General features: G+C 68.1%; 12 protein-coding genes. 6 read left to right on the top strand and 6 right to left on the bottom strand.

Translation table 11 applies throughout. The features are described from left to right. Nucleotides 1-39: 39 nt before the first annotated feature. Both AC1DP9_RS12595 and AC1DP9_RS12590 read left to right on the top strand, forming a co-directional pair. Complete coding sequence (locus AC1DP9_RS12595) at nucleotides 40-924, top strand: LysR family transcriptional regulator (RefSeq protein WP_477107525.1); 885 nt, start codon at nucleotides 40-42, stop codon at nucleotides 922-924. Nucleotides 925-1,046: 122 nt separating this feature from the next. Beyond that, the gene (locus tag AC1DP9_RS12590) at nucleotides 1,047-1,700 is read left to right on the top strand and encodes a dihydrofolate reductase family protein (protein WP_092301434.1); all 654 of its coding nucleotides are present in this window, start codon (nucleotides 1,047-1,049) and stop codon (nucleotides 1,698-1,700) included. A 46-nt stretch (nucleotides 1,701-1,746) separates the two neighbouring features. Here AC1DP9_RS12590 and AC1DP9_RS12585 read toward each other — a convergent pair whose 3' ends face one another. Beyond that, on the bottom strand, nucleotides 1,747-2,709 hold the full coding sequence (locus tag AC1DP9_RS12585) for a LysR family transcriptional regulator (RefSeq protein WP_477107524.1): 963 nt from the start codon (nucleotides 2,707-2,709) through the stop codon (nucleotides 1,747-1,749). A 120-nt stretch (nucleotides 2,710-2,829) separates the two neighbouring features. Here AC1DP9_RS12585 and AC1DP9_RS12580 point away from each other — a divergent pair, with 120 nt between their 5' ends. From AC1DP9_RS12580 to AC1DP9_RS12565, 4 genes are all read left to right on the top strand, one after another. Next, nucleotides 2,830-3,951 carry a hypothetical protein gene (locus tag AC1DP9_RS12580; protein ID WP_477107523.1) on the top strand — a complete coding sequence of 374 codons (1,122 nt, stop codon included), beginning with the start codon at nucleotides 2,830-2,832 and terminating at the stop codon, nucleotides 3,949-3,951. 91 nt (nucleotides 3,952-4,042) lie between these two features. After that, nucleotides 4,043-5,044, top strand: coding sequence for a tripartite tricarboxylate transporter substrate binding protein (locus AC1DP9_RS12575; RefSeq protein ID WP_477107522.1), 1,002 nt, complete (start codon nucleotides 4,043-4,045; stop codon nucleotides 5,042-5,044). 130 nt (nucleotides 5,045-5,174) lie between these two features. Further along, the gene (locus AC1DP9_RS12570; RefSeq protein ID WP_441592552.1) at nucleotides 5,175-5,498 is read left to right on the top strand and encodes a hypothetical protein; all 324 of its coding nucleotides are present in this window, start codon (nucleotides 5,175-5,177) and stop codon (nucleotides 5,496-5,498) included. 314 nt (nucleotides 5,499-5,812) lie between these two features. Continuing rightward, nucleotides 5,813-6,307, top strand: a complete 495-nt coding sequence (locus tag AC1DP9_RS12565) for a BON domain-containing protein (RefSeq protein ID WP_477107521.1) — start codon at nucleotides 5,813-5,815, stop codon at nucleotides 6,305-6,307. A 116-nt stretch (nucleotides 6,308-6,423) separates the two neighbouring features. Here the strand turns inward: AC1DP9_RS12565 and ku are convergent, their stop codons facing one another. The 5 genes from ku to ligD all read right to left on the bottom strand — a co-directional run bounded on the left by ku (nucleotide 6,424) and on the right by ligD (nucleotide 13,152). Beyond that, nucleotides 6,424-7,431, bottom strand: coding sequence for a non-homologous end joining protein Ku (ku, locus tag AC1DP9_RS12560; protein WP_477107520.1), 1,008 nt, complete (start codon nucleotides 7,429-7,431; stop codon nucleotides 6,424-6,426). Nucleotides 7,432-7,452: 21 nt separating this feature from the next. Beyond that, nucleotides 7,453-7,629, bottom strand: coding sequence for a hypothetical protein (locus AC1DP9_RS12555; RefSeq protein WP_477107519.1), 177 nt, complete (start codon nucleotides 7,627-7,629; stop codon nucleotides 7,453-7,455). 14 nt (nucleotides 7,630-7,643) lie between these two features. Then, a complete protein-coding gene (locus tag AC1DP9_RS12550; protein ID WP_477107518.1) occupies nucleotides 7,644-9,725 on the bottom strand; it encodes a hybrid sensor histidine kinase/response regulator in 2,082 nt (693 codons plus the stop codon). A gap of 228 nt (nucleotides 9,726-9,953) precedes the next feature. Then, nucleotides 9,954-10,328, bottom strand: a complete 375-nt coding sequence (locus tag AC1DP9_RS12545; RefSeq protein ID WP_177220017.1) for a hypothetical protein — start codon at nucleotides 10,326-10,328, stop codon at nucleotides 9,954-9,956. Nucleotides 10,329-10,479: 151 nt separating this feature from the next. After that, nucleotides 10,480-13,152, bottom strand: a complete 2,673-nt coding sequence (gene ligD / locus AC1DP9_RS12540; RefSeq protein WP_477107517.1) for a DNA ligase D — start codon at nucleotides 13,150-13,152, stop codon at nucleotides 10,480-10,482. Between the last annotated feature and the right edge of the window lie 89 nt (nucleotides 13,153-13,241).

The raw sequence follows: 13,241 nt of genomic DNA, 5'->3' as shown, positions 1-13,241 counted from the left end.
TAACCTGAACATTCAGTTTTCCTGAACCTGGACGCCGACATGCGAGAGATCAGCCTGGACCGCCTGCGCACGCTGGTCGCCATTGCAGACCGCGGCTCATTTGCCGAAGCGGCGCGTGCATTGCACCTGGCGCCGCCAACGGTCAGCCTTCATATCGCTGAACTGGAAGACCGCATTGGGGCGCCACTCCTGTCGCGGAAGCGCGGACAGGTCAGGCCGTCGGCGATAGGGGAGGTGCTGGTGGAGCGCGCGCGTCGACTGCTGGCCGATGCGGAGCAGGCGTTGGACGATATTCAACGCCAGGTGCAGGGGCTCGAAGGGCGCGTGCGGCTCGGTGCGTCGACTGGCGCGATCGCGCATCTGTTGCCGCAAGCGCTTGAAGTGCTGCGCCAGCACCATCCCGCCATCGACATTCAGGTTGCGGTGCTGACTTCACATGAAACCTTGTCCCGACTGGCGGATGGGACGCTGGACGTTGGGCTGGTCGCACTGCCTCAGCCCCCGGTGGCTGGACTCGTGATCAAGCCTTGGCGGCGCGACCCCGTGATGGCCTTTGTGCCGGCGCATTGGCAGTGTCCGGCCCGCGTCACGCCTGATTGGCTCGCTGCCCAACCTCTCATTCTCAATGACGCGACCACGCGTCTTTCCCGTCTGACTGCGGAGTGGTTCGCAGCCGGGGGGTGTCATCCTGCGCCTCGCATTCAGCTCAACTACAACGACGCGATCAAGAGTCTGGTAGCGGCAGGTTACGGCGCCGCGCTGTTGCCCCATGAGGCGACGTCGCCATTGCCCGACACGCGCATTGTCATGCGTCCGTTGCGCCCGGCGCTGTGGCGTCGGCTCGGCATTGCACATCGTGCGGGGTACGTTGAGCGTTCGACGCAACACGTGCTTGATATGTTGCGGGATCTGCGCTTGGCGTAGGCGTTGCCCTTTTCCGCTGCCTCGTCGCACCGTCCAATGGCACTATTTGTGGATCCAGTCCCGCATCTGAACAACAGGATGACTTATGTATCACCTGTCAGGCGTCTACACGGAGGAAAACGATGGCACGCGTTCGCGTTGAAGGCTTCACCATTTCGCTCGACGGATACGGAGCGGGTCCGAACCAAGACCTCAGCCATCCGCTCGGCGTTGGCGGGACGGAACTCCACCAGTGGCTAGTCCCGACACGCACCTTCCAGCAAGCCTTGTTCGGCAAGGAAGGCGGTACGACCGGGATTGACGACGATTTCGCCGCCCGAAGCTTTCAGAATGTCGGCGCCTGGATTCTTGGGCGGAACATGTTCGGACCCATTCGTGGGGATTGGCCGGACGAAAGCTGGAAAGGCTGGTGGGGAGATAGTCCGCCGTACCACGTTCCGGTCTTCGTCCTGACCCATCATGCTCGGCCTTCCATCGAGATGGAAGGCGGCACCACGTTCCACTTCATAACAGGCGGCATTCGCGAGGCGCTCGACCGTGCACGCGACGCCGCTGCCGGCATGGACGTGCGGATCGGCGGTGGGGCGCATACGATCCGGCAGTATCTTCGCGAGGGCTTGATTGACGAGCTGCACATTGCAATCTCYCCGGTCCTGCTTGGGCGGGGAGAGTCGCTGTTCGACGGGGTTGACCTGGTGGCGCTGGGATACCAATGCGTGAAATCCGTAGCGTCGGAGAAGGCTACGCATGTGATCCTGCGGCGCCAGGCGCGCTAGGACGCCTAGTCACGCGTTGAAGGCCGACATTACTGAAGGGCCGATTTCAATCCGGCAACGCCTCGCCCACCGCGTCCCGATCCTTCCTGTGCCTGGCCGCAATCCTGTGCGTCAGCGCCACCAGCGCCGCAACGGCCGGGTCGGCGTCGTTGGCCCGGTAGCCAAGGGTGAGCGGGGCGCGCAGGCGGTCGGTCTCGACCATGCGGCAGTAGGCCACGCCGTGGCGGTTGAGGCCGGCCATCGACGCCGGCACCACGCTCACGCCGGCGCCAGCGGCTACCAGGTTGAGGTTGGTCAGCATGCGTTCCACCTCGGCGCCGATGCGCGGCGTGAAGCCCAGCGCCTCGCATTCGCGCAGCAGGTCGCCGTACATGCCTGGCGCGCCGGGCCGGCGGACCAGGATGAACGGATCGCCCTTCAGTTCGCGCAGTGACACCGGCGTGCCGGCGGCCACGCCTTCGGCCGCCCGGCGGCGCAGCAGCGCGTGGTCCAGCGGCAGGGCGATCACCATTTCTTCCTCGAGCAGGAGGTCGAAGCGCACGCCTTCCGGGTGTTGCACCGGGGCGCGCAGCAGCGCCGCGCTGAGCGTGCCATCGGCCAGTTGCTCGATGCCTTCGGCCGCGTTGCGCTCGGTCAGGGAGAGCGTCACGCGCGGAAACTGCCGCCGGCAGGCGCGTAGCACCTCGGGGGTGAGCTTGTGCGCCGCCGCCGAACTGGTGAAGCCGATGGCCAGCGCGCCTTCGTCGCCACGCGCCATGCGGTGCATGCGCGCGCGCATTTGCTCGATACGGGCGAACAACTCCACGGCGTCGCCATGGAGCGCGGTCCCGGCGGCGGTCAGCGCCACGCCGCGCGGCTGGCGGTCGAACAGGGACACGCCCAGCTCGGTCTCCAGTGCCTTCAACTGCTGGGAGAGCGGGGGCTGCTGGATGCCCAGCTGCTCGGCGGCGCGGGTCACGGAGCCGGTTTCGGCCACGGCCAGGAAATAACGCAGGTGTCTCAGTTCCATCGGTGGTCCGATATGTCGTGGATATGGCAGATGCCGAAAGCATATATTTTACGAGCGGGCCCGGCCGTCCTAGTATTGGCGTTTTGCCTGATACGGCAGACATAAGACCAAGGAGACACCATGCCCGGCGCGCCACGTTTCGCCCGATTCACTTTGCTGATGGCCGCCACGGCGGCGCTTGCTGCCGGCTGCGCCAGCCAGCCCCCGGCGCCTTCCGCCTCTGGCGAAGCACCTGCCACATCCGCCGCCAAGCCCCAATGGCAGCGCGTGCACCTGGGCAGTGGCGCCGGCTATGACTTCCCGGTCTACGCCAACCATCCGCTGACGGCGGACCTGCGCGGCATTCGCGAGGTGGTATTCGTGCAGCACGGTCTCCAGCGCAATGGCGACGATTACTACGCAGCCGGCGCCGCACTGCTCCAGGCCAGCGGCCGCAAGCCGGAAGAGGTGCTGCTGATCGCCCCGAACTTCCCCGGCACGCCCGACGCCGCCAAGCACTTCGACAACATGCCGGTCTGGACCGTGCAAGGCTGGATCGGCGGCGAAGACGCGGTGTCCGGCCCCGGCGCCGGCGTCAGCTCGCTCCAGGTGCTGGACGACCTGCTGGCCTTCGTCACGGACAAGTCGCGCTTCCCCGCCGTGAACAAGGTCACCGTGGCGGGCCATTCGGGCGGCGCCCAGATCGTCCACCGCTACGCCGTGCTGAACAACGTGGACGAGCGCGTGCGCGCGGGCGGCATCGATCTGCGCTACGTGGTGGCCAATCCCTCGTCCTATCTCTACTTCACGCCGGACCGGCCGGTGGCGCCTGATCTCAAGCGCTTCGCGCCGTACAGCACCACGACCTGCGCGGACTACGACAAGTACCGCTACGGCATGCAGGACATGGTGGCCTACGCCAAGGGCGCCAGTGGCATGACGCTCTACCAGCGCTACATGCAGCGGCAGGTCACCTATATGGTGGGTAGCGAGGATAACGATCCGAATCACCGTGTGCTCGATAAGGCATGCGGCGCCGAGGCCGAAGGCCCCACGCGCCTCCAGCGCGGGCGCGCCTACCAGCGCTACGAGCAATTCCTCGCCAAGCCGGGCCAGACCAGCCGCCATCGCGCCTTTGAAGTGGTGGGCGTGGGGCACGATCAGGCGCGCATGTTCGGCTCGCAGTGCGGCGCGCAGGCGGTGTTCGGCATGGAACCAGCCGCCAACGCGGCGGGCGCCGTGTGCCGGGCACCGCAGCTGTGAGGGCCTGGGCAAGACGGGGTTTGCCCCCAAGGCGGGCAGGGCGGGCTGGTGCTAGCATGCCGCGAGCTATTCGACTCGCGCCCCTGCATCCATGCCGTTCCCTCCGGTTCCGCCTGATCGGGCCCGCCGCCGCCTGACCCATGGTCTGGCTGGGCTGGCCGGGCTGGCGGTACTCCCGCTGTTCCCCCGCGCCGCATGTGGCGCAGACACCACGCACCTGCTGGTCGGCTATGCCGCCGGCGGGGGTGCCGACCATATCGCCCGTCTCGTCGCCGACAGCCTGACCACGGACGGCGTGCCCACCATCGTCGAGAACCGCCCCGGCGCCGCCGGCCAGATCGCCCTGCACCAGGTGGCGCGCGCCACGTCCGGCCCGCGCACCTTGCTGCTCGGCACAGTAGGCTCGGTCAGCATCGGCCCGCTATTGGCCGCCGCGCCCGAGCCGCCGGCCACGCCGTTGCAGCCGGTGGCCATCGTCGCCACCACGCCGCACGTGCTGCTGGCCTCCGCGGAGGCGCCCGCTGCCACGCAGACGCTCCAGGCCCGGCTGGCCGAAGCGCGTCGGCGCCCCGGCGAACTGGCCTACGCCTCCCTCGGCATTCATTCCAGCGCCCATCTGGTGGGCGAATTGATCTGCCAGCAGGCGGGTGTGTCGATGAACCACGTGCCGTATCCCGGCAGTGCGCGCGCATTGGTCGATCTGCAGGGCGGACACGTGGCGCTGCTGGTGAGCACGCTGCAGGCCGCGTTGCCGCTGATGCGTCAGGGCAAGGTGCGCGCGCTGGCGGTGACCGGTGCCGCGCGCAGCCCGCTCGCGCCGAACGTGCCGACGTTCGAGGAGGCCGGCGTGCCCGGCATGCGGCAGGACGCCTGGTACGGCGTGCTGGCGGCGCCCAGCATGTCCGCGCGCGCCTGCGCGGCGCTGGCGGACCGCTTCACGCGGCTGCTGCGCACGCCGGCTCTGCGGCAACGTCTGGGTCAGGACGGCGCCGAGCCGCTGGCGCTCACCGGCGCGCAGGCTTCCGACTACCTGGCGCGCGAGCGCGAGGTCTGGCGGCAGGCCATCGGCCGCGTGGCCAGCCGGCTCGCCTGACGGTTCGCCCGGGCGCGCTGCCTATATATAGAGGGAATCCCACGAAAGACACCGGGGCACCCTTGCGAGTGCCCCGGCGGTGGACCCCGAGTTATCCGCGCGCCTTGAACTTCAGCGCACTGCGGCAACCGTGGAAATGCCGCGCGGGGTCCGAAAAGACGAAGAGGAAGCCGACTTACGGCTGGCGGCTCTTGTCCTGGTCCTTCTGGCCACCTTGCTGGCCTTGTTGCCCTTGCTGGCCGCCTTGCTGACCGCCACCTTGCTGGCCTTGACGGCCGGACTCCTGTTGCTGCTGGCCACCGCGTTGGTCCTGGTTGCCCATCTGGCCCCCGCCCTGGCGTTGTTGGTCCTGGCTGCCACCTTGCTGGTTACCGCGCTGGCCGGGTTGCTGCTGCTCTTGCTGCTTCTGGCCCGGTTGGGATTGGTTCCCCTGTTGCTGCTGTCCCATTGCTAGTCTCCATGTCGCGGCGAGGCTGCCGCAGGCCCAGAGTCGCAATGGCCGTGCCAAGCCCTCGGAGGTTGAGAATGTGGGGGAAAAGTGGGGGTTATGGCATCTTTAGGGCATCTGTCAGACATACAGGTAACGCATGCGTGGCTCCCCATGTGCGCCGATTTACAACGCGTGCCGTGTTTTTACCGGTCGGGCGCGTCGCCCACGCGGCCCCGGCGCGGAAAACCGCCGCGAGGCCCTGTCCACGCGTCATTTGGGCGATCTGGCACGCGATGTGCAGAACAGTGGCTGTCACTTCCTCAACAAGGAGATCGAGCATGAAGACAGCACAGACCCTGCGCATTACACGTATTGCACTGATGACCGCCGCGCTCGCCGCTGCGGGTGGCGCGCATGCCCTGGACATGGGGGCTGGCGGCTTCATCAAGGTGGCCGACACCAGTGTCCGCAGCGATAACAGCGCGGCCCCGCCGGCAAACAATGCGTCGGGCATGCCTGGCCATACCGAAGGTGACAAGGAAAAGCGTCCCGCCGCGACCACTGACGCCAAGATGGACGCCAGCGTGGACAAGGGCGTGGATAACTCCAAGCAGGTTGTCACCGACAGCGCGTTGACCACCAAGGTCAAGACGAAGCTGCTGGCGACCAAGGACCTCAAGTCCACCGGCATCCACGTGAAGACCAAGGACCGCGTGGTGGCCCTGACCGGCACGGTGCCGACCAAGGACCAGCACGAGATGGCGCTGGAAACGGTGCGCTCGGTGGAAGGTGTGAATTCGGTGCGCGACAACCTGAAGGTGTCGTCGCGTTAATGCACACGCGCTAGTTTTTTATGCGCGGCGACCTCGTCGTCGCCCTCTGCGCGGAGCCGCGGTCATCCCACGTACCGCGGCTCTTTTTGCGGCTCGTCTTGCGGCTTTGACTTCGGTCAAGCCGCTTTGCGCTTTTTGGCGAGTGCGGCCTTTCTGGCTGCGGCCTTCTTCGGCGCGGCTTTCTTGGTCGCCGCTTCCTTTGTCGATGTCTTTGTCGATGCCTTCTTCGCCGTCGCCTTCCCCGTAGCCTTCTTCGTCGCCGGCTTTTCCTCCTCCTCGTCTTCCAGAAGATCGGCATTGCGGCTGGCCGGCCTGGCCGGTGCCTTGCCCCGCTTACCGATGCTCTGCTTGAGCAGCGCCATCATGTCGATGACCTTCGCGCCCTTGCCGCTGGGCGCCGCTTCCTCGGACGCTGGCGTCAGCAGGTGCGTCTTGCCGGCCTTGATCTTGGCGTGGATGCGCGCCATCAGGTCTTCGCGATAGGTGTCGTGGTACTGCTCCGGCTTCCAGTCCTCGCTCATGTCCTTCACCAGCCTGGTGGCCATGGCCACCTCGCGCGGGGTCGCCGCCTTGCCCTTGCCACCAGAAGGCAGGCTGAGATCCTCGATCGGCACCACCTCGTCCGCAAAGCGCATCGTGTTCAACACCAGCGCCTTGCCCACCACCAGCAGCGCCGCCAGGTGCTGGCGGTTGCGCAGTACCACCAGCGCCAGCGCGGCGCGGCCGGTCTTGCGCAGGGTCTCGTGCAGCAGCGCGTAGCCGCGCTCGCCGCGCTTGTCCGGCTCCAGGTAGTAGGGGGTGTCGAAGTAGTAGGGCGGAATGCTGTCCGCTTGCACGAAGCTGACGATGTCGACGGTCTGCGTGGCCTCGACGTTGGCCTGCCGGAAGTCCTCGTCGCTGAGCACCACGTACTCGTCCTTCTCGTACTGGTAGCCCTTGACGATGTGCTCGCTGTCGATGACCTTGCCGGTGTGCTTGTTGATGCGCTGGTAGCCCACCGGCGCCATGTCGCGCTGGTCCAGCAGGTCGAGGTCCAGCGTATGGCTGCGCGAGGCGGTCTTCAGCGCGACGGGGATATTGACGAGGCCAAAGCTGATGGCCCCCTTCCAGATGATGCGGGACATGGCCCGGTCGCTCCGGTCGCCCTACGCGCGCTGCGGCGGCGGGGGCGGGAGATCGCCCGGGGGCGGATCGCTGACCGGCTCGGGCGGACCCGGCGGCGGCTCCGGCGGCGGGGCCTCGGGCGGCGGGGGCACCATGTCGGGTTCGGGCGTGATGTGCAGGTGCAGGGGCAGGGGCAGGGGCAGGGGCTGATGCAGCATGAGGCTCCTCGGGGTCAGGCGTCTAGTTCATCGAGCATGCGGGTCAGGGCACCGAGGTCGGCGGGTTTGACCAGATGCAGGTCGAACCCCGCCGCGCGCGTGCGCCGGCGGTCATCGGGCTGGCCGAAGCCGGTCAGCGCCACGATGCGCGCGTGGCGCAGCTCGGGAATCTCGCGCAGCCGGCGCGCGGTCTCGAAGCCGTCCATGGTCGGCATGCCGAGGTCCAGCAGCACCACGTCCGGCCGCACGCTGGCCGCGCACGCCACGGCGCTCTGGCCATCGGGCGCCGTCACCACGGTGTGGCCGAGCGTCTCCAGCGTCATGGTCATGGCCTCCAGCGCATCGACGTTGTCATCGACCAGCATGATGGTGTGCGCGGTGCCCGGCTGGGGGCGCGATTTCCCGGTCGGCGGATGCCAGTTCTGCCACGGTTCCACGGGCAGTTCCACGACGAAGGTGCTGCCCATGTTGCGGCCCGGGCTTGCGGCGCTGACCCGGCCGCCATGCAGCGTGACCAGCTTCTGCACCAGCGTCAGGCCAATGCCGGCGCCTTCGCGCGCGGCAAAGGTATCGGGATCCGTGGCGATATCGGCCGGCTGGGGCGCGTCGCCGTCCCGGTCATCGTGCTCGGCATGCAGCGCGGCCAGGCTCGGGACCGGATTGGCCGCGACGTTGGCGGCTGCGATCGACGCGGCATCGGGCGTCGGCGTTTCTTCCAGCGGATTGCCGGACTCCGGCGCCAGCGGATCGAACAACTGCCGTTGCAGCGCCTGGGAAAGCCCGGCGCCGTTGTCGCTCACCCGCACGATCACGCGGCCATCGGCTGCGGCGGCCTCCACGGCCAGCGTGCCGCCCTCGGGCGTGTACTTGGCGGCGTTGTGCAGCAGGTTGGCGAAGATCTGCGTCAGACGGACCATGTCGCCGCGAATCGGCAGCGGCTGCTCGGGCAGCGACAGGCGCAACGTGTGCTGGCGCTCCTCCAGTAGCGGGCGCACCGTTTCCACGGCCGTGTTCAGCGCACCGCGCAACTCCACGAGGTCTCGCCGCAGGGTGATCTTGCCCTGGTTGAAGCGGGACACGTCGAGCAGTTCGTCGACCAGCCGGGTCATGTGATGCAACTGCCGGCCGATGATGTCCCGCGCGCGGAACATGTCCTCGCGGCTTGGGGAGAACTGCTGGAGCAGGTCCACCGCGCTGCGCATCGGCGCCAGCGGGTTGCGCAGTTCGTGGGCCAGCATGGCGAGGAATTCGTCCTTGCGGCGTTCCTCGTTATGCAGCGTGCGCTCGGCGCGCTTGTGGCGCGTCACGTCCTGGCAGATGCCCGCCACGCGCAGGCAGCGGCCATCCGCCCCGCGCACGGGGAAGGCGCGCATATGGACTTCGCGGATCTCGCCGTTGGGGCGTTCGAGCTGGAATTCGGTGTCGAGCAGGCCATCGCGCAGCATGCTCTGCCATTCGGCTTCCATGCGCGAGCGTTCCTCGGGCAGCACCCATTCGAGCCAGCGGTGCGGGTCTTGCAGCACCGCCTGGGCCGGGCGGCCCCAGAGCGATTCGAACGAGGGGCTGACGAACAGGAAGCGTCGGGTGGTCGGGTCGAGAATCCAGACCACATCGGCCAGCGCCTCCGCCAGTTGGCGGAACAGGTCTTCGTTTTCGTGCAGCGCCTGCGAGGTGCGGCGGAAGGCATCCTCAGCCCCGCGCATGCGCAGCAGGGCGTTGATGCTGGAGACCAGTTCCTCCGACTCCACTGGCTCGATCAGGAAGCTGTCGGCGCCGCCGTTGAGCGCCTGTACGCGCCGGTGGGAATCGGACATGCCGGGTGACGTCAGCAGCACCAGGGTGCGCGCGCTCTGCGGATCATTCTTGATCAGGCGGCAGACTTCCAGTCCGTCCACGTCGGGCAACTGGGTGCCGAGCAGCACGAGATCCGGGGTGTGCTGGCGGACCAGCGACAGCGCAGCCTGGCCGTTCGACGCCTCCAGCACCGAGAAGTCGGCCCGGTGGAGGATCCGGCTCTTGACGTAGCGCGGCCCCTCGCGGTCTTCCACGTTGAGAATCAGCGGGCGCCGGCTGGGATGGGCGGTCGAGGCGTTCATGGCTGGCAGGCGGCAGGATCGGCCGCGATAGTGAAGACGGATGCCCGGAGTGCGCCACGCGTGGCAAGGCCGGCCGGACGTGCCGGCAGGGCGGCGTCAGGTGTCGGGAATAAGGATCGTATTGTAATAATTACCTGCATACCGCCCGGTTCCGTTGTAGTTTCGACATGCGAAGTTCAGGCTTGAAAAGTGGCGATAAATTCACGTGCTCTTTGCTGTGATGGGCTGTTATTTGCGCTGCGCCTCGCCGCTGTGGGCTTCCGCGCTGGGCGACGTCCCGCCTTGCGGGCCTGCCGAGCCCGGCGCCTCTACGGACTTTTGCGGCACCTTGCTCTCCGAGGTCTGACCGCTGGGGCTAGGGCCCTTGCCGAAGCGGGCTGCCAGTTTGTCCTGCACCGCCGCCAGTTGAGCCGCCTGCACCTTGGCTTCCTCGGCTTCCTTGACCTTCTTGGCCTCGGCTGCCTGCTGCTGTTCAGGTGTGGGCGGAGGCAGCTTGGCCTCGGCGGTGGAGGCCAGCAGGACGGCCAGTGCGAGCGTCAGCCCGCCCAGGACCGCGCGTTGCCAGAAGTCGTTCGAGAACCATGGGTCAGGGAGATGTTTCATCGGATTTGCCTCGTCTTATGTGCCGGCGTGGGCGGGGGTTTTCCGATGGGAGTGGCAAGAAGCGTGCCGCGCATGCCGAGGCGCTGACAGACGGAGCCGGACAGGCCGCCCGGGCCAGTGCCGGACGGCCTTCGGGGTGGTCCTGCCGGGCTCAGGAGCCGGCCAGCCGCTTGCTGGCCTGGGTCAGCGTCTGGCGTACGGCGTCGTGCCCGGCCCACGGGTCGTGCCGGGCCATTTCCTCCAGGCGCGGACCCACGTTGGCGATGGTCCAGTGCGCCGCCGAGGTCAGGTCGACCAGTTCCTCCCAGGCTACCGGCACGGACACGCCCAGCCCGGGCCGCGCGCGTGCCGAGAACGCGGCGGCCGTGGTAGCCCCGACACCGTTGCGCAGGTAATCGATGAAAATCTTGCCAACCCGGTTGCGCGGCCCGCTCTTGGCCACGAAGCGGTCGGGAATCATGGTCGCCATGTGCTGCACCACGGCCTGGGCGAAGTCCCGCACGGGGTCCCAGCCCCAGTTCGCACGCGGCGCCAGCGGCACCACCACGTGCAGGCCCTTGCCGCCGCTGGTCTTCAGGAAGCTTTGCAGCCCCAGTTCGTCCAGCAGCCCCTTGGTCAGCGTGGCGGCCTCCCGGATGGCCGGCCACTTCACCCCCTCGCCGGGGTCGATGTCGAAAATGACCCGGTTCGGCCTGTCGAGGCTGCGCGCCACCGCGTTCCAGGTGTGGAACTCCACCACGTTGAGCTGCGCCACCGCGACGATGGCCGCCTCCGTGGCGATCTCCAGCAGCGGCGGATGGCCGGGCCAAAGCTTGGGGTCGAGCGGCTTCACGCCGTCGAGCTTGAGGGTGTCGCCGTGGCGCTGGAAGAACTGTTCGCCATCCACGCCGGACGGGGCGCGCACCAGCGCAATCGGCCGGCCCTTGAGGTAGGGCAGCATCAGCCCGGCGGCGCTGGCGTAATAGCGCACGAGGTCGCCCTTGGTCAGCCCGGTGGAGGTGTCGATCACCCGGTCCGCATGGCTGACGACGATCTTGCCGATGGTCTCCTTGGCCGGGGCTTTCCTGGCCGGGGCTTTCTTTGCTGCCGACTTGGCCGCCTTGGCCGACGTGCCCGACTTCGCCGCCGCCGCCGGCTTCTCCACCGACACCGCGCCGGCCGGCTTGTCCGTGCGCAGGCCGTGGAACACCGAATGCCGCACGCGGCCCTCCTTGGTCCACGCGCCGAAGGACACCTCCGCCACCAGCTTCGGCTTGACCCAGTGGCCGCGAATGCCGCGCGGCAGGTCGTCGAACGGCGGGGCGTCCGTGACCAGCGGATCGAGCTGCTTGCGCAGCGTGCCGAGCATCGCCGTGTCGAACCCCGTGCCGACGTTGCCGGCGTAGCGCAGCTTGCCCTGCGCGTCGTGCACGCCCAGCAGCAGGGAGCCCAGCCCGCTGCGGCTGCCCTTCGGGTCGGTAAAGCCGCCGATCACGAACTCCTGCCGCAGCGTGCATTTGAGCTTGATCCACGTGTTGGCGCGCGTGCTGACGTAGGGCGCGTCGTTGCGCTTGCCGATCACGCCTTCCAGCTTCATGCGGCAGGCGGCGGCGAGCATCTCGTCCGGGCTGGCCTCGAAGCTCTCGCTGAAATGGAGCCGGGGCGCGGTGTTGGCCTCGAACAGCCGGCGCAGCAGCAGCCGGCGCTGGTCCAGCGGCACGGCGCGCAGGTCGTGGCCGGCGTAGTAGGGGAGGTCGAAAGCGTAGAACTGGATGGCGTCCGCGCGCGAGGTCTCGAACGCGTTCTGCAGCGCCTGGAAGTCGGTGATGCCCTGCGCGTCCACCACCACGATCTCGCCGTCCAGCCAGCCGTCGGGCAGGCCCAGCGTACGGATCTCCGCCGCCAGGGCGCGCAGCTTGGAAGTCCAGTCGTTGCCCTGGCGGGTGAACAGGCGCACGTCGTCGCCATCGACCCGGGCCAGCACGCGGTAGCCATCGAACTTGATCTCGTACTGCCACTGGCTGCTGTCGGCCGGCGCTTTTTCCACCAGCGTGGCGAGCTGGGGTGCCAGCGCCAGCGGCAGCTTGGCCTTCTTGGCGCCCTCGGGCAGGGCGGGGAGGTCGCGGGCCTTGGTCTTTTTGGCGGCTGCTGACTTGGCCGATTTGGCCGGTGCTTTCTTTGCCACCTTCTTCGCCGCCTTGGCCGTGCCGGCCAGCACGCTGTCCGGCATGGCGTCCACCACATTGAAGGCCGACGCGGCCTGCGCGTACTCGTCGCGCTCCTTGATCAGCAGCCAGCCGTTGTCGCGTTGGTCGTCGCGCTGGCGCTTGCCGCCCATGCGCACGAGGGTCCAGTGGCCCTGCAGCTTCTCCCCGCGCAATTCGAACTTGAGCTTGCCGTCCCGATAGCCGGCCGCCGGGTCGCCATCGGGCAGCCAGGTGCCCCGGTCCCACACGATGACCGTGCCGGCGCCGTAGTGCCCGGCCGGAATCACGCCTTCGAAGTTGGCGTAGTCGAGGGGGTGGTCCTCCACGTGCACGGCCATGCGCTTGTCGGCCGGGTCGTAGCTCGGGCCCTTGGGCACGGCCCAGCTCTTCAGCGTGCCGTCCAGTTCGAGCCGGAAGTCGTAATGGAGCCGCCGCGCGGCGTGTTTCTGGATCACGAAGGACAGCGCCGGCGCCGCGCGCTTGCGGGCCGGCTTTGCCAATTTGGCCGCCTTGTTGGCCTTGCCCCCGCTGGGCTCCGGCGTGGCCGCGAAGTCGCGCTTGCGCCGGTACTTGCCGAGCGGTTCGGCGGCGTCCGGAGCGGGGTCGGCGGCACGGGTGGCACGGGTAGGTTGAGCCATGATCTGTCCTTCGGAGGCGGCGGGGCTGCGGCTTTCAGCTTATGCAGCACACGCCGCTTGCGAAAGCGGGAGCCGTCCTACACGCCGCC

The organism is Cupriavidus sp. 01L43 (assembly GCF_056399925.1).
The sequence above is the reverse complement of the archived record's forward strand: the minus strand, read 5'-3'. Positions and strand labels throughout refer to the sequence as shown.